The organism is Pseudomonas sp. 2822-15, from assembly GCF_002742515.1.
GTDB classification, from domain to species: domain Bacteria; phylum Pseudomonadota; class Gammaproteobacteria; order Pseudomonadales; family Pseudomonadaceae; genus Aquipseudomonas; species Aquipseudomonas salomonii.
On sequence record NZ_LJRY01000188.1, the window covers coordinates 118,311 to 135,022 of the forward strand.

The following is a 16,712-nucleotide window of genomic DNA, read 5'->3' on the forward strand; positions in this document are numbered from 1 at the left end:
CCTACCAGAGCGCCACGGTGTAGAGCACCAGGAAACGGGTCTGGTTTTCATCGCGAAAAGCCGCGCCGCTCGGGAAGTCATTGCGGTAGATCGACTTGCGCGCCATGAACCCGACGTTCTTCAGCGGACCGCTCTGAATCACATACCCCAGTTCCATCTGGAACTCGCGCTCCTTGCGATCCTCGGCGTTCAACGCGGCCAGTTCGATGTGGTCGCCACGCACATAGCGCAGCCGAGTCTTGAGCCCCGGCACACCCGATGCCGCGAAGTCATAGTCGTAGATGGCTTGCCAGGTGCGCTCCTTGGCGTTGAGAAAGTCCGAGCTCATGGTCAGTTCGCTCATGCCCATCAGCTCCGTTCCCGAGATATAGGGCGTGGCCGTCTCCCCGCTTGAGTGCATGTAGCCAAGGCTGACGCGATGGCCGCCCAGGCGATAGCCAAACAACGCCGAGAGGTTGCGGTTATCCACCTTGCCCGCCTTGGCACTGCCATCCTCACGGCTGAAAAAACTGCGCAGGTCGCTGGTGAGCACGCCATCACCCACCGGCAGGTTGTGCAGCAGCGCCAGAGTGTCCTGCTGGTAGAGGTCCGCGATCTGCGAGTGATAGACCCGCAGGCTGAGGTCTTTGTTGACCTGGTAATCACCGCCGACGTAAGCCAGGTGCGAGGTGGTGGCGGTGGCGTTGAAGCGCCGGTTGGGTGAGGCGATGGTCATGGCCTGGTAGTCGGTGGAGTCGCGTTTGTTGATGCGGTCGATATAGCCCGTGTTGAGGGTCAGGCCATCGATGTCCTTGGAGCTCAACGTGGTGCCGCGAAACGTTTGCGGCAGCAGCCGCGACGGACTGGCAAAGGCAAACGGCAGGAAGATCGACACATCGCCGGCCTTGAACGTGGTTTGTGCGAACCGCAGCTTGGCGGTTGGGGCCAGACGCGAATACTCGTCGGCGGCGCGCTTGTCGCTGGCCGACACCGGCAACAACTCGGTACCGCTGCGGTCCGGCGAAGAGTCGAGCTTGACCCCCATCAACCCGCGTACATCCAGGCCAAAGCCTACCGGGCCAGGGGTGTAACCCGATTCCAGGTTGAGGATGAACGCCTGGGCCCATTCCCGTGCGGCGGTCTTCGCACCGTCGTCCTTGTAGTCACGGTCCAGGTAGTAATTGCGCAAGGTCAGGGTGCCGTGGCTGTCGTCGATAAAGCCTGCAGCCCACAGCGAACCGGGCAGCACGCTCAAGGCCAGCAACGCCATCAGCCGGCGTGGAGTGGTGTTCGACACACAGGAGACGGACGCCGCGGCAACGGCGCCCTCCATAGGGAGTTCTGGCATGTTCGATGTCCATTTTTGTTGTTGTTATTGGGTTGGCACACGCTCGGCCCTGTCAGCCTCGCGAGCCAAGAATGGAAACAGCCCAGGGTACTCGTCAACCGCAAATGACCGATAATCGAACATTAATAAAGCTATCTATTTTTTAGACACGAACAGACGAGCATCTCAATCCATTGAATTTATTGACTTTATTCTGTTTTTTTACTGATTTTATTCCACGATTCATTTTTTAGTTATATTTGTTATCTTAATCCTTAGCAGCCACTCAAGCTCGCCACCACAACAAAAACAACAATGAGGTTTGCCATGGACAGTCCATCGCGTCGTTCGACGCTGACTATTGCGTTGTGCTTTATCGTTGCGCTGATCGAAGGGTTCGATCTGCAAGCCGCCGGCACCGCCGCCGCCGGGTTACGTCAAACCTTCGCCCTGGATCCGAAGATGCTCGGCTGGGTGTTCAGCGTCGGCATCATCGGCCTGCTGCCGGGGGCGTTCTTCGGTGGCTGGGTTGCCGACCGGATCGGGCGCAAGAAAATCCTGGTCAGCGCCGTGCTGTTGTTTGGGTTGTTTTCCCTGAGCACCGCATTTGTCGAGAGCTACTCAAGCTTGTTGCTGGTGCGTTTTCTCACCGGCCTGGGCCTGGGCGCCGCGTTACCCAACCTGATCGCGCTGTGCGCCGAAGCGGTGAGCGAGCGCAACCGTGGCACGGCCATCAGCGTGATGTACTGCGGGGTGCCGCTGGGGGGAGCATTGGCCGCGCTGGTGGCGATGTTTTCCAGTGAGCACTGGCAGACCACGTTTATTATCGGCGGCCTGGCGCCCTTGCTGGCCGTGCCGTTGATGATCCTGCTGCTGCCTGAATCCAGTGCCTTTCGCCAACAGCTCGACAACACCGACGGCGCCCGCCCCTCCACCGGCCAGGCGCTGTTCGGCGAAGGTCGCGCACGTACCACGCTGGCCTTGTGGCTCAGCTACTTCTTCACCCTGACCGTGATGTACATGCTGCTTAACTGGCTGCCGTCGCTGTTGCTGGAACAGGGTTTCAGCAAACCCCAGGCGGGCATGGTGCAGATGCTCTTCAATATCGGCGGCGCCCTGGGTTCCCTGCTCGGCGGCGTGCTGCTGGACCGCTGCAATGCCGTCAAAGTGGTGCTGTCGGTGTATGCCGGATTGCTCGCGGCGTTGGCCGGGGTCGGGTTATCGGTGGGCATTGTGCCCATGGCCATTGCCGGCTTTGCCGCCGGCTTGTTCGTGATGGCTGCGCAATTGGTGCTGTACGCCTCGGCACCGCCCTCGTATCCCACCTCGGTGCGTGCCACCGGCGTCGGGGCCGCCGTGGCCGTTGGCCGCCTGGGTTCGGTGGCCGGGCCCCTGGCGGCCGGGCAACTCCTCGCGGCCGGCGCCGGCACCGCCGGGGTACTGCTGGCGACCTCCCCCGGGGTGGTGATTGCCGCACTGACCATCATCAGCGTGATGGTGCGTACCGCGCCTGCTAGAACTTATGCAGCCAATTGAGCACCAGTTTGTTGCCCTCGGTGCGGTTCTGCGCCTGCTGTTCAAAGTAGGCGTTTACCGATAGCACCTCTTCCTTGCTGAACGCATAGACCAGGCCTGGGCCAATGGCCCAGACCCTTTCCCGGCGCCCGCTCACGGCGTGCCCGTCAACCTGGGTGTCGGTGATCTGCTTCAACCAATAGCCGTTCAGCCCCACGCTCAGTTGCTGGCTCAAGGCATATTGCAGCGTCAGGTTGGCATGCAATGCCTGGCCGGCCTGGGTATCGGAAACATCCCCGAAGCCTGCCTGCGGCTCATCATTCTTGCCATTCCACAGGTACATGAAACGCCCGCTCGCCGACCATTTCGGGCTCAACCAGTACGTCGCCGCGTAATACGGGTTGAATGACCAAAAGTGGCTGCCGGGGTTGATCGAACGATTGCGGTCATAGGCGCCCACCGGGATCGAGACATCAGCCTCCACACGCTGGGTCAACAGCGGGCTGCCATCGGCGCGGTTCAGGGTTGGCAGTTGCAGGAAGGCACCGACCGTCAAGTCACCAAAGCCGGCACGGGAACTCAGCGCCGCATTGTTCAACCCATCGTCGACATTTACATGGGCCAGGGAGGTGTTGATCAAGGTGAAGCCGGGCATCGCGCCATTGGCCAGGGGTTGGCCGACGTAGATGATCTGTGTGGTGGGCGCCACCACTTCCACATCCTGCCTGGGCAACGCCAGCTTGTTGCCGTGGGCATCATTGAAACGGCTCGCCCGGGAGTACGTCAGGTATTCCTCCAGGTACCAGCCAGGCCCCGCCGGGGCCGGTGAGCCGTCGTAGAAACTGGTGGTGCCGAGGTTGAGTCCGGGCAGGTCGTAAGCATGGGCAGTCGATGTCAGCGCGACAAATGTCGTGGCCGCAACCGTCCGCAAGATAGACTTGAGCATCTTGTATGTCCTGTATTTTTGTTGTTGTTCAAGACTCCCGGCACGAGGGGCCGCACCGGGATTTATCGCTGTGGCAGGCCCTACACGTAGGTGGCGGCCAAACCGCCATCCACCGGCAGATTGACCCCGTTGACCCAGCGCGCAGCATCCGAGCAGAGGAAGGCAATCACCGCCGCCACCTCATCGGCCAGGGCTGGACGGGTCATGCGCCGGCTGTCCTCGGCCACCCGCTGCGGCCCGAGCATGCTGACGAAATCGCCGAGAATCGGGGTAAACACCGGCCCCGGCGCCACGCAGTTGAGACGCACCGCGTGATCGCGAAACCAGCCCTGGGATTGCTGGAAGCTCCACACGATCAGCGCCTCCTTGAAGTATTGATAACAGCTGGCCTGCTCCACCGGATTGGCCGCCAGCCACTGCTGCCCGGCCTCGAAGCTGTGTGTCGCGGCCAGCGCCTTGTGCAGCTCCAGCCGTTGCGGCCATTGCGCGCCAAGCACCGAGGCGACATTGACGATGCTGCCGCCCGCCAGCATGCGTGGCAGCAACGATTGAGTCAGGTGCCGCAGCCCCAGGTAATTGACCGTGGCCACCGCTTGCGCGGGTGCCGTACCGGGCACCCCGGCGATGTTGCACAGCCCGTCGACCCGCGATGGCAGGCGCGCCACCAGTGCATCAATGCTGGCAGGGTCACCCAGGTCAGCCTGGAAGAAGCCATCCAGGGTCAGTTGCGGTTCATGGCGATCCACACCGATCACCGTGGCCCCCTGGAAACGCGCGAGCCGCGCCAGTTCGGCACCAATGCCGGAAGCGACGCCAGTGACAACCAGGGTTTTGTTGTGCAGGTTCATGTTCAAGCCCTCTTATTTTTGTATAGGCATGGGTGTATCAAAGCGATGAGCCAGGGCCGAGAACGGCCACGGCTCAGAATGGATAGACAGGCGGCGTATTTTTCACCGTGACCCACTGCCACTGGCTGTACTCGTCCCAGTCAGCCGGCCCGCCGACGCTGCCGCCGTTGCCGGAGGCACCGCGCCCGCCGAACGGGTTGATGCATTCGTCGGCCACGGTCTGGTCGTTGATGTGCAGCAGGCCGCAGTCCAGCCGCTCACCAATGGCCATGGCGCGCCCGACCGACGGCGAGATGATGGCGGCCGAGAGGCCGTACTCCGTGCGGTTGGCCAGCTCGATCGCTTCCTCGTCGGTGGAGAAACTGACCACCGTGGCCACCGGGCCGAACAGCTCTTCCTCAAAGGCGCGCATGCCCGGACGTACACCACTGAGCACGGTGGGCTGGTAGAACAACCGGTCATAGTCGCCGCCCGCCTCCAGCCGTGCGCCGGCCTGCAGGCTGTCAGTGACGATCTCGTGCACGCGCTGCAGTTGCCGTTGGTTGATCAACGGGCCGAGCGCCGCTTCACCCTGTGCGGCATTGCCCACAGTGAGCGCCCGGGCCTTGTCCACCAGCTTGCGGGTGAGGCTTTCGGCGATGGATTGATGCACGAGAATCAGCCCGGTCGCCATGCAGATTTGCCCCTGATGCAGCCAGGCGCCCCAGGCTGCATTGCTCGCGGCCAGGTCGAGGTCGGCGTCTTCGAGAATGATCAGCGGGTTCTTCCCGCCCAGCTCCAGCGCAACCTTTTTCAGGTGTCGACCGGCCACTTCAGCGACTTTGCGCCCCGCCGCCGTGGACCCGGTGAACGCAATCATCCGCACATTCGGATCGCGGCACAGCGCTTCCCCCGCCGGCGCCGCGCCGGGCAACACCTGCAGCAGGCCCTTGGGCAAGCCCGCCTCTTCGAACAGCCGGGCAATGAGAAAGCCCCCGCTGACCGGGGTCTGCGGGTCGGGTTTGAGCACCACTGCATTGCCCGCCGCCAGCGCCGGGGCCACGGAACGCAGTGACAGCACCAGCGGGAAATTGAACGGTGAAATCACCCCGACCACGCCGTGGGGCTGGCGCCGTGCATAGGACAGTCGGCCTGCAGCACTGGGCAGCACCAACCCGTGAGGTTGGGACAACAGCCCCGCCGCCTGATGCAGCAGCACAATCGCTTCACGCACTTCGTGCTCGCCCTTGAACAACGCGCCCCCGGTTTCCCGGGCGACGTACAGCGCCAGCTCGGCGAAGGACCGCTGGGCCAGGTCCGCCGCTTTGCGAAATACCTCGGCGCGCTCGCGTGGGCCCAACGCAGCCCAGGCCGGCTGCGCCAGGGCCGCGCTGCGACAGGCGATGGCGATGTCGGCCGCATTGGCCATGGCGCAGCGCATCAGGGGTTCGCCGGTGGCGGGTTCAATCACGTCAATCACAGACCCCGACACGGGAATCCAGTCGCCGTTGAACAGGCATTCGGACGCGATGGCCCGCTGTAGAAAGGGGGTGGTCTCAGACACTGGCATTGGCAACTCCGGTTCTTGTAATTGTCATCGTCTGCACAGGGTGCAAACGCCGCATCAAGCCTTGAGCAAAGGCTGTGCCGCTTGCACGCAACGGCGCGTACATAAACCGGCGAGGGCTCTGGGTCGAGGCCTGCCACGCAGCGTTCACACGCCTGGGGCGTTCACCCGCAAAAAACCCAGGCTCTGCCACTTGTTCAATTGATAAGGTTATGTTTTATAACTATCTGAGCAGTTGCTCATATCGATCACTCGCTTTGCAGGGGCATAACAATGACTAATCCCCACAGCGCGCTGCCCGACGACCGGGTGGCCACCGCGCCCTACCCGCCGCGCGGCGACAGTCGCCAACTCAGCGACAGCAGCTCGCCCACCACAGCGGAACTGGCCGACTGCCTGTTCTTTTCCCCTGAAGACGGGCGCATCTGGCTCAACGATCAACGCATGTTGTTGCTGCACAGTTCGTCGTTCGGCGCCCTGCGCGCCGAGGTCATCGAGCGCCTGGGACTGGACCAGGCCCGAGGCCTGTTCACCCGCACCGGTTATGCCTCCGGCGCACGGGATGCGCGCTTGATCCGCGAGCGCTGGCCACAGGCCGATGCCGCCGCGGTGTTTCGCGCCGGGACCCACCTGCACACCCTGGAAGGCATGACCAAGGTCGAACCGCTGCACTTTAAGTTCGATGCCGACTCGGGGTTCTATGAAGGGGAATTTCTCTGGCACCACTCGTGCGAAGCCGATGAACATGTAGGGGCCTACGGCATCGGCCAGGACCCGGTGTGCTGGACCGAAACCGGCTACGCCATCGGCTTCGTCAGCGGCCTCTTCGGGCAAATGGTGATTTTCCGCGAAGTGGAATGCCGTGGCATGGGACATCGCCGTTGCCGCGTGATCGGCAAGACGGCCGAGCAATGGGGTGATGTCGAGCAGGACCTGCGCTACCTGAATGTGTCCCAGGCCGTCACTGGCCCTGCCACCCCCACGCTCGCAGGCCCCGTAGCCAGCAGTGGCGGAACCCGCCAGCCGCAACCATTGGTGGGCGCCAGTGCCGCGTTCAACGCGGCGATGCAAGCGCTGCAAAGGGTTGCACTGACGCCCGCGACAGTGCTGATCAGCGGTGAGTCCGGCGTGGGCAAGGAGATGTTTGCGCGCCAGCTGCACCAGCTCAGTCGTCGCCATGACAGCCCGTTTGTGGCACTCAATTGCGCCGCCATCCCGGATAACCTGGTGGAGGCCGAACTCTTCGGTGTCGAACGCGGCGCCTATACCGGCGCGACGCACTCGCGCCCCGGGCGGTTCGAACGGGCCCAGGGCGGCACCCTGTTCCTGGATGAAATCACCAGCCTCAGCCTGCCGGGGCAAAGCAAGTTGCTGCGAGCCTTGCAGGAACGGGAAATCGAACGGGTCGGCGGGGTGCGCGGGATCAAGGTGGATGTGCGCGTGGTGGCCGCCACCAATATCGACCTGCGTAAAGCGGTGGCAGACGGCAGCTTTCGCGAAGACCTGTTCTACCGGCTGAACGTCTACCCCATCGCCCTGCCCCCGCTGCGTGAACGCCGGGACGACATCCCGCTGTTGATCAATGCGTTCCTGACGCGCTTCTGCCAGGACTACGCCCGGACCCCGGCAGGCCTGACCATGCGCGCCCTGAAGACGTTGCTGCGCTACGACTTCGCGGGCAATGTGCGCGAGCTGCAAAACCTCATCGAACGCGGCCTGATCGCCAGCGATGAAGGCCAGGCCATTGATCTGGTGCATCTGTTTCGCAACGAACCGATGCCCGCCGAGCCCTATGGCCTCGACGACCAGGGCGGTCTGTCAAATACTGCGCAGGCGCCGCGCTCGACGCTGCTGGATACCCTCGCCCCGTTTGACCAGGGGGTTTCCATCGAAGGCCTTGAATCGCGCCTGATCACTGAAGCGTTGCAACAAAGCGCCGGCAACCTGGCCGCGGCCGCCAGGCTCGTGGGGCTCAGCCGTGCTCAATTTGCTTACCGTATGAAGAAGCACCAGCGGCAAACCCCTTGAATGGCAATTAGTGCTTTAAAAGCTTTACCCAATTAAGTATTTTGCAGGGGTATGGGGCCGACACGCGCCCCTCTTTTTATTCGTGACAAGGATCTCCTGTGAGTGGACTGCGTGAACGTCAGAAAGCCGAGCGCCGGCAAGCTATCAGTAAAGCCGCGGTCGAACTGTTTGAGCGCCAGGGTTTCCAGAACACCACCATCGAACAGATCGCCGGCCAGGCCGGGGTATCGCCGCCGACGGTGTTCAAGTACTTCGGCAACAAGCAGGAAATCATCCTGGAGATCCTGCACCACGCCGATCAACGCGCTATCAGCGACACCCGCAGCCTGATCCACCAAATAGACGACCCGGTCGAAGCGCTCTGCCACCTGGAACGCCTGCTCACGGGCTATGCCCTGGAAGTCATGCACCCCAGCCTGTGGCGTGAACTGCTGCCGCTGATCCTGTTCGGCGCCAGCAATGGACTGCCCGAAGGCTACCGGGCCATGAACGATGCGCTCAGGGCTGAAATCAGCGAACTGCTGCGCGAGTTGCAACGGGCCGGCAAGCTGCGCCCGCAACTCGATGTGGAATTGGCCGCGTTCCTGTTGAATGACTATTCGCACCTGCAACTGTTCAGGCTGGTGAACCAGGAACACCCGGATATCGACGCGCACTCCCTGCAGGTCAGGCGCATCACCGAGCTGGTGTTTTACGGCATGCAGGCCTGATTGCCTCCCGAGTCGAGCCCGGCGCGCACGCACCGGGCCAGACTGATCAGCGGTTGCTCTTGATGGCAGTCCAGGTGCGGGTACGAATGCGCTCCGCGGCAGCCGGAATCGGCTCCAGGGCAAACAGGGTCTTGCGCGCTTCGTCCGGCACATACATGTTGGGGTCGTTGCGGATGCTGGCATCCACCAGCGCGGTGGCGTCCTTGTTCGGGTTGGGGTAGCCGATTTTGTTGCTGATACGGGCAATCACGTCCGGGCGCAGGATGTAATTGATGAACGCATGGGCCTCCGCCGGATCGGGGGCCTTGGCCGGGATCATCATCACGTCGGACCACATCGGCGCACCTTCCCTGGGCAGTGCCATCTGCACCTTGACGCCCTTGCCGGCGGCATCTGCCAGTCGTGTGGCCAGGGCGACACCGCCGGACCAGCCCACGCCCACACAGATATCACCGTTGGCCAGGTCCATGCCGTAGCGCGACGAGTTGAAGTAACTGACGTAAGGGCGAATCTTCATCATCACGGCCTGGGCTTGCACATAGTCCTCACGCTTCTGGCTATTGGGGTCGAGGCCCTTGTAGTGCAATGCAATCGGCAGGATCTCGTTGCCGGCGTCGAGGAAACCCACGCCACAACTGGCGAGCTTGGCGAGGTTTTCTTCGTTGAAGATGATGCCCCAGGTGTTCATCTGCACGTCGGGCCCCAGGGCTTTGCGCACCTTGTCGACGTTGTAGCCGATCAGTGTGGTGCCCCACAGGTAAGGCACGGCATAGCGGTTGCCTGAGTCACCTGCGGTTTCCAGGGTTTGCATGAATTGCGGGTCCAGGTGCAGCCAGTTGGGCAACTGCTTGCGATCCAGCGGCTGCACGGCCCCGGCCGTGATCAAGCGTCCCAGGTTAGCGGAGCCGGGAAACACCACGTCATACCCGGAGTTGCCCGTCAGCAGCTTGGACTCCATGGTTTCGACGCTGTCGAACACATCGTAAATCGGGCGAATGCCGGTTTCCTCCTGAAAACTCTTGAGCACTTCGGGTGGCAAGTATTCGATCCAGTTGTAGATCCGTACGGTTCGTTCTTCAGCCAGGCAAAAGCCACTGATGAGCAACGAGGCGACAGCGCCCAGCACGGTGTTACGCAAAAATCTGTTCATGACCAAAACACTCCAGCGCGGCCGCGATGGCTCGCAGCACTTAATAGCGGTAGGTGAAATACAGTTCCAGCGCACTGAACATCTGGTCGTTGCCGAACACCTGTTTGGCGGCGGCCAGTGGCTTGACCCAGTTGTAGGACAGCGACGTATAGAACGACGGTGTGGGTGTCCAGTCGAGGAAAACCACACTTTCGTCGGCAAAGCGCCGGTCGCTGACCGGCGCGCCCAGGTAGTTTTTCTCATCCAGCCAGAACTGGTAGTGAATCGCGCCGAGGGTCAGGGTTTCGTTGAGGTGGGTCTTGAGGGAGAACTGCTGGACGTTTTCGTTGCTGTTGAACAACAGGTAGTTGCCGACCACGTCCCCGACCAGCCACGTGCTCCAGTCGACGAAGCCTTTGCTCAGTGGGTCCCAGGCTTTTTGCCGGTTGTCGGTGAGGTTGTCGTCGCCGGAAAAGCTCGCGTAGCGGTAGCCAAGGACCGGCGTCAGCGGCAAGCTGTTGAAGGCATAGTCGGCCTGGGCATACCAGGCGTTGGCAGCGTAGTCGACACCTTCGCCGCTGCCGCGCTCCAGCGCGTATTCGGCATTCAGCGTCAGCGCCTGTACGCCGGGCACCCTGGCGTTGAGCGCCCGCAGGTTGTACACCTGCATCCCGTCCCGGCGGCGCGGGAGCGTGCTGCCTCTGGGGCCAAGGGCATTGACCTTCATGGCCATGGCGCCGAGCATCACCTGGTCATCGAGGTTGTAATCCACGTTGACGCCGGTCATGCGAAAATCGCCCAAGTCATCATCGGTGCGCAAGGTGAAAGCCTGAGACTTCAGCGCGCCATGATCCCAGGCCAGGATCGCCGAATCCCTGAAGGCGGTTCGCGGGCCGAGCCAGTAGGCGCCATCCTTGAACTGGTCGAGGTTACCGTCCATGACGATGAACCCCGTACCGATCATGTAGTTCTGGCGGCCGGCGGTGAACTTCCATTCGCCGGCGCGAAAACCGCCGTAGAGCTCTTCGGCAGCGACCTTGCCGTCGGAGCTGCGGCTGAAACCACCCGCGTCGCCGTCGCCGAAAGTGCTGGCCGCCACCAGAGAACCGCCCGCCAACAGGCTGAAATCCGGTTGCACCGCATACTCGAGTTTGACCCCCGGTTTTACGTAGACCTCTTGCCAGTTGATCCTGGCGCCGCCGTTTTTACCGTTGCGCGCATCGACCCGGCCGCTGCCGAAGTTGACGCCACGGGTAAACAACGTCGCCCCTCCTGCCGTGAGATTGACTTCGCCCTTGAGATCGCCGTCCTCAAAGGTGTAGCCCGCGCATGCAAAGTGGGTGGTCAAGGGTAAGCCGACCGCCAACAGCGCTCGAGAGAAACGCTTGGTGAATACCATAAGAAGCTCCTGTGGAATTATTGTTGTTACAGGGCAGTCAATGGCGACGCAGGGCGCCGCCAACACCTGGGCAAGCCAGGTGAATAGAACGCAAAACTGTTATTTTTTTGGCGTGGGTCAGTGGCTCAAGTGGGCGGCGATCGCGCGCAGCATGCGCACGCTGTCGGTATCGAACGGGCCGACCGCATCGGTCAGCGAAGACTGCTTGACGATCACTACGCCAGACGGCTTGTCGATGAACAGGTACTGGCCGTGAATACCCCCGGCCATCAGGGCCTGGCTGTGGTCGTTGAACACGTACCACTGGCTTCGATAGGACGCACCGGGCGTCCAGCGGGAGAACTCAGCATTTTGCGCGTAGATCGCCGGGTCCGCACCGGCGGTGATACGGGCCACCGTCTCGGGCGACAGCAGCTCAGCACCGTCGTGGCGACCGTTGTTGGCCAGCAGGCGACCGAAACGCGCCATGTCTCTCAAGGTGGCGCTCAAGCCCGCCCCGGCCACGTTCCGACCCCAGGGATCGGCCAGGAAATAGCCGTCGCGCTCGCACCCCAGGCGCCCCCAGACCTCCTCCAGCATCTGACTGCAGGCCTTGCCCGAGGCACGTTCCATGACCCACGCCAAGGCTTCCGTGGTGGCCGTCACATAATGGAAAAAGCCCCCGTGGCTGCCGCGTTTCTTGAGGGATGGCAAGTACTGGTACAACGATTCGAACTGCGCGAACTGCGCTGGTGCGGGTTGAAAGCCGCAGGCATAGCCGTACTGCGAGCTTTCTGAATTGGGGTCGTCATACACTTCGCTGTAGTCGATGCCCACCGCCATATCGAACAATTGGCGCACCGTCGCATCGCCAAATGCGCTGCCCGCCAGTTCAGGCACGTAGTAAGCGGCCGGCCGCTCGGGCTTGAGCACGCCGCGCGTCACCAACTGTTCACCCAGGGTACCGATCAGCGACTTGGTGACCGAGAACATGATGTGCCGATCACAGGCGCGCTGACCGTTGAAGTAGCGCTCGTACAACACCGTGTCACCCTGCATCACCAAAAAGGCGTCCGTCTGGCTGGCGACGAGGTGCTCGATCACACGGATGCCCAGCCCACTCTCACTGTCGAAACACAGCTGATCCAGCGCGCGCGGGGCCTCCTGGAGCTGACCGGCAGGCCCTGGCCCCGCCGACACATCAATGCTGGGGCGCAGTCGAGACAGATGACGAAACCCCCATTGATTGAAGGGCGCGCGCATCCAGTTGTTCCACGTTACCCGGTGCTCCGGCGCGGCGGGAAAACCCTGCATCAGCAGCGGTGCCACGCGAGTGGCCAATGAAGATTCATTGGCCAGGACGTAAGAAGTCGCGAGGGAGAATTGGGCTTTATGACTCATCGGGATAACCCTGAAGATGACTCTGCATGAAGCAGATGCAGAGAAATAATTACCCCATATAATTTTTTAGTCAATAAAACTTTTTATCTTAATAATAAATTTCCTTGCACATAGTGCGCGGAGCCACCCTCCCGAATCTCCAGCAACAGACCTGTTAATAGGCGAGTTCTGCTCACTGCCCCCAGCCTGCCATCGAGCACCGCCGCGCCAGCCCTGCAACCACGACCTTGACGTCAACATCGGTTGAGAGCTGCACAGCCAGAAAGCATCGAACTGGACGGCTGAGGTCGGCGTTTAATTCAACTCGCGATCCTTGATATGGGCAAGCGGCGCCAGCAGCGATGGGTCGAAGGGGGCCGGCGCACGGCCATCGAGCAACCGTTGCAGCAGGTCAGGATTGGCCAAGGCAGCTTTGCCTACGGCGATAATATCTGCGCCCGCCTGCAGGGTTTGTTCAACGCTGGGCGAATCCTGCACGCCGCCGTTGGCGATCAACGCGACACCCGGCGCATAGCGGCGAGCCAGCGTTGCAAGGCTTGCCTCGTTACCTGGGAAGGCCGGCTGCCAGGCTCGATGCTCCGTGACATGGATGAAGTCGACACCTGCGTCAGCCAGGCTGCCGAAGATCACCTGCGCATCGCGCTCGCCACCCGCCCACTTGTGCTGAAAATCATTGACCTTGCCCTGGGATATACGCACACCCACCGGCGAGTGCCCCACCACCCCTTTCACTGCGGCGATGACCTCAAGCGTCAGGTTCAAGCGCTGGCGAACATCACCGCCCCATCGATCTTCGCGTTGATTGGAGTAGTCGGTCATGAATTGATCCAGCAAATAGCCATTGGCGCCATGGATCTCGATACCGTCGAACCCCGCGATCTCAACCGCCCGTTTAGCCGCCTGGGCAAATCCCTCGATGGCATCAGCAATAGCTTCATCGCTCATGGCCTGTGGGACCCGGTACACACCCTCGCCGTGATAGAACTTCATCTGCTCGCCTTTGGGGCGAATGGCCGAAGGCCCGGCAGACTGCTCGACAAAACGGTTGGCCTGGCTCAATGCGCCGGCATGCATGATCTGTGCGATGGCAGCGCTTCCATGGCGATGAATCGCCTCGACCACTGCGCGCCAGGCCAACGCCTGTTCGCTGTCGGTGATACCGGGCTGGTTCAGGTAGCCCTGGGCATACTGCCGATCGGTGTAAATCCCTTCCGTGATGATCAAGCCAAAACCGCCACGGGCAAAACGTTCGTAATATCGGGCCATTGCCGGCGTGGCATTGCCGTTCTCACTTGCACTGACGCGTGTCATGGGTGCAAGCGCCATGCGATTTTTCAGGTTAAGAGCGCCCATATCGAATGGAGTTACACTGCGCAGGTTTAGTGCTGTCATGATTTGCCCTCAGTGATTTGCCAGCCATGACGATAAGCGCGGCAATAGCCCATTAGAAGCGCACGCTTGCAATAAGGCGCCTTAACGGAAAAGGTTATAACCATGCAAATTCCAGAGATAGAGGTGTTCGCCAACGTCGCCATCAGCAGCAGCTTGTCCGAGGCCGCGCGACGGCTTGGGTTGTCGGCGATGACCGTCTCACGACGCCTGGCGGCCCTGGAAAAAGACTTGGGTGTGCGCCTGGTACACCGCACTACGCGCTCCGTCGCACTCACACCGGAAGGCGAAATGTACCTGCCTTACGCAAAGACCATGCTCGAGGCCAACGAAGCGGCACGTGCCACATTGAAATCCAGCACAGGCAGTGCCAGCGGCACATTGAGGGTCACCGCGCCCAGCGTCTTTGGCCAAACCGTTATCATGCCGCTGCTGCCAGCGCTGCTGGCTGACAACCCAACCCTCAAGGTCGACCTGACATTATCGGACAGCATCATCGACATCGCCGGGCTCGGCATTGATGTGGCCATCCGCATCGCCACGTTGCGCGACTCAACATTGGTGGCGACCCACCTGGCACCCAACCCGCGCGTCGTCTGCGCAAGCCCGACCTACCTGGCGCAATGGGGCACACCGGCGGTGCTGGATGACCTCAACCATCATCAGTGCATCGCGTTGCACGGCATGCCCTACTGGCCGTTCACCAAAAACGCTGACGCTGTCACTCATCGCGCTCACGGCAGTTTCTCAGCCAACAGCGTCGAGGCGGTGCGCACGGCGAGCAAGCAGAACTTGGGCCTGGCGATGTTGACATACTGGGACATCAGAAACGAACTTGCCGAAGGCTCCCTGGCCCTTGTCACATTGGCGGATGCGGTACCCGAGCAACTTTCCATCACTGCGGTGCTTGCGACACGTCAGCATGTTCCGCGCAGAGTGCGGGTGTTCGTCGAGCACCTGGAACAAGCGCTCAACAAATGAAGGGAGCCGCGACAGCATCGCGGCGTATGACTCAGCGGCGCAGGAGACGGTCCAGCACCAGCAGCGCGACTGCACCGATTGCAAGCGCAGCAACGGGTTTCTCTTTTACGAACGTAGACACGCTGTCCAATGCGTCGCCGTAACTCTGGGTGAGCTGACCAGCAACCTGCCGACCCGCACCTTCAGCTTCCAGCTTCGAATCACCGAACAATTTCCCAACGGCGCCCTGGGCTTTGCCGGCAAGTTTTTCCGCAACACCTTCGACTTGTTCACTCTTCATCATTCACCACACCTTAGCGCGTAATAGGTAGATAACTCAGGTCGACCTGAGCCACGGCAATCTGCACAGCGTTAGGGGGATGGACGTTATGATTAGTTCAAAATTGATGAGGTTCCGAATCTGCGCGCACTGCGCCTGCTTTGCGCATAAGCGAAAAAAGATGCCGAAGCGTCTATTCAGTAAATCGAAGGCAAAAAAAAGCCACTCGAACACTTCCCACGCTTTCGGAAAACGACCGTACAGCCATGCGCCATTTGACCTGCGCCGTCACAAGGAGGTGTCCCGTTGTTGGCAGACTCGCGCCTACCCACCGCCAATCTGATCAGAGATGCCGGTTTGGTGGGCTCTGCGCTCAATCGCACCGCTATTCACCCAGCCTCGAAAGATCGCTCCTACACCTTCGCCAAACACTTCCGACGGCCCCCTCTGAAATACCCAACAGTCACGAAAAATGACGAGCCCTTTTCTACAATAAACGTTATGTATTCAGTTGTTCTGGGCAAGAAGCCCACGTCTCCATTCAGCTCATGAAGAACCTGAATCATGCTAAATACCGCATTTTTTCCCTCTTTACGTACCGCCATCGGTACAGCCCTGCGGCCCCGACAACTCAATCGAGAGGAAGAGCGCCTGATTCATTACTACCGTTGCTTGTCGGAACAGGATCGTGAAGCGGTGCGCTGCCTGATGTTTGCGGTCAGGGAAACCAGCGAGGCGAACACCCTCACCCATAAAAAGTGACACCGTCATGGGTCAGCGAACGATGAAGTACCTGCGGGTTGGACATCTAGCCGGCAGCCTGTCGCCAACACCTCGCGATGGATTTTCCTGCCCAACCGGAGCATGCCTGCCGCCCTCATAGGCAACGCCATTACGCGCGTGATTGTGACGGTGACCTTGCCATCGAAACGCTCTGCCTTGCTAGAGTACGAAGCCCCATCGCCGTGGAGGATCTGCATCGCCCCATGCCCGCCTTCGTCACCCTCCAGCCCCGATTCCCCTTCGGTGGCCTGACCTTCTCCCGCTGTGTGGACGCCCTGATCCGACTGGATTTGCTCGACCCGCTGCCCTAGTACGTCGGCACATTTGCGGCGACTGGGGCGATGCGCGAGCGATCACTTTATCTCTAAACTTGTTTGCACCGGATCACCTGGACTCCAGCGGTTGTACGCACAAACGTAAGCGGCCAGCGAACACACCTTCAGAAATCCGGAATTAAGGGCGATGGTGTCCGCCTATTTTTAAGCGGACGCGA

Annotated in this window: 14 protein-coding genes; 5 read left to right on the top strand and 9 right to left on the bottom strand. The window is 61.2% G+C overall.

All coding sequences use genetic code 11. From position 1 onward, the window contains the following. Position 1: 1 nt before the first annotated feature. Positions 2 to 1,327: an OprD family porin gene (locus tag AOA59_RS18990; RefSeq protein ID WP_178076272.1), complete on the bottom strand. Its 1,326-nt coding sequence runs from the start codon at positions 1,325 to 1,327 to the stop codon at positions 2 to 4. A gap of 306 nt (positions 1,328 to 1,633) precedes the next feature. Between AOA59_RS18990 and mhpT the strand changes: the two genes are divergently transcribed. Beyond that, positions 1,634 to 2,842, top strand: coding sequence for a 3-(3-hydroxy-phenyl)propionate transporter MhpT (gene mhpT / locus AOA59_RS18995; RefSeq protein ID WP_099488703.1), 1,209 nt, complete (start codon positions 1,634 to 1,636; stop codon positions 2,840 to 2,842). Here mhpT and AOA59_RS19000 read toward each other — a convergent pair. The 3 genes from AOA59_RS19000 to AOA59_RS19010 all read right to left on the bottom strand — a co-directional run bounded on the left by AOA59_RS19000 (position 2,820) and on the right by AOA59_RS19010 (position 6,164). After that, complete coding sequence (locus AOA59_RS19000) at positions 2,820 to 3,767, bottom strand: transporter (RefSeq protein ID WP_099488704.1); 948 nt, start codon at positions 3,765 to 3,767, stop codon at positions 2,820 to 2,822. The two genes, mhpT and AOA59_RS19000, sit on opposite strands and share 23 nt — an antisense overlap. An 80-nt stretch (positions 3,768 to 3,847) precedes the next feature. Then, positions 3,848 to 4,615 carry a coniferyl-alcohol dehydrogenase gene (locus tag AOA59_RS19005; protein WP_099488705.1) on the bottom strand — a complete coding sequence of 256 codons (768 nt, stop codon included), beginning with the start codon at positions 4,613 to 4,615 and terminating at the stop codon, positions 3,848 to 3,850. Between the two features lie 73 nt (positions 4,616 to 4,688). Beyond that, positions 4,689 to 6,164: a benzaldehyde dehydrogenase gene (locus AOA59_RS19010; RefSeq protein ID WP_065931488.1), complete on the bottom strand. Its 1,476-nt coding sequence runs from the start codon at positions 6,162 to 6,164 to the stop codon at positions 4,689 to 4,691. Between the two features lie 270 nt (positions 6,165 to 6,434). Between AOA59_RS19010 and AOA59_RS19015 the strand changes: the two genes are divergently transcribed. Beyond that, positions 6,435 to 8,189, top strand: coding sequence for a sigma-54-dependent Fis family transcriptional regulator (locus AOA59_RS19015; protein WP_099488706.1), 1,755 nt, complete (start codon positions 6,435 to 6,437; stop codon positions 8,187 to 8,189). 98 nt (positions 8,190 to 8,287) lie between these two features. Next, on the top strand, positions 8,288 to 8,899 hold the full coding sequence (locus AOA59_RS19020) for a TetR/AcrR family transcriptional regulator (protein WP_099488707.1): 612 nt from the start codon (positions 8,288 to 8,290) through the stop codon (positions 8,897 to 8,899). 46 nt (positions 8,900 to 8,945) lie between these two features. Here AOA59_RS19020 and AOA59_RS19025 read toward each other — a convergent pair whose 3' ends face one another. From AOA59_RS19025 to AOA59_RS19040, 4 genes are all read right to left on the bottom strand, one after another. Beyond that, positions 8,946 to 10,049, bottom strand: coding sequence for a polyamine ABC transporter substrate-binding protein (locus AOA59_RS19025; RefSeq protein ID WP_065931486.1), 1,104 nt, complete (start codon positions 10,047 to 10,049; stop codon positions 8,946 to 8,948). Positions 10,050 to 10,089: 40 nt separating this feature from the next. Beyond that, positions 10,090 to 11,427 (bottom strand): alginate export family protein, encoded by a 1,338-nt coding sequence (locus tag AOA59_RS19030; protein ID WP_099488708.1) that lies wholly within the window; start codon positions 11,425 to 11,427, stop codon positions 10,090 to 10,092. A 117-nt stretch (positions 11,428 to 11,544) separates the two neighbouring features. Beyond that, on the bottom strand, positions 11,545 to 12,807 hold the full coding sequence (locus AOA59_RS19035) for a serine hydrolase (protein WP_099488709.1): 1,263 nt from the start codon (positions 12,805 to 12,807) through the stop codon (positions 11,545 to 11,547). A gap of 294 nt (positions 12,808 to 13,101) precedes the next feature. Continuing rightward, a complete protein-coding gene (locus AOA59_RS19040; RefSeq protein WP_099488710.1) occupies positions 13,102 to 14,199 on the bottom strand; it encodes an NADH:flavin oxidoreductase in 1,098 nt (365 codons plus the stop codon). 102 nt (positions 14,200 to 14,301) lie between these two features. Here AOA59_RS19040 and AOA59_RS19045 point away from each other — a divergent pair, with 102 nt between their 5' ends. Continuing rightward, positions 14,302 to 15,177, top strand: coding sequence for a LysR family transcriptional regulator (locus tag AOA59_RS19045; RefSeq protein ID WP_099488711.1), 876 nt, complete (start codon positions 14,302 to 14,304; stop codon positions 15,175 to 15,177). 31 nt (positions 15,178 to 15,208) lie between these two features. Here the strand turns inward: AOA59_RS19045 and AOA59_RS19050 are convergent, their stop codons facing one another. Further along, positions 15,209 to 15,457 carry a CsbD family protein gene (locus tag AOA59_RS19050; protein ID WP_056858077.1) on the bottom strand — a complete coding sequence of 83 codons (249 nt, stop codon included), beginning with the start codon at positions 15,455 to 15,457 and terminating at the stop codon, positions 15,209 to 15,211. Positions 15,458 to 16,000: 543 nt separating this feature from the next. On the opposite strand from AOA59_RS19050, the gene AOA59_RS32060 reads away from it, so the two are divergent. Next, a complete protein-coding gene (locus AOA59_RS32060) occupies positions 16,001 to 16,198 on the top strand; it encodes a hypothetical protein (protein ID WP_069785913.1) in 198 nt (65 codons plus the stop codon). Positions 16,199 to 16,712: the final 514 nt, after the last annotated feature.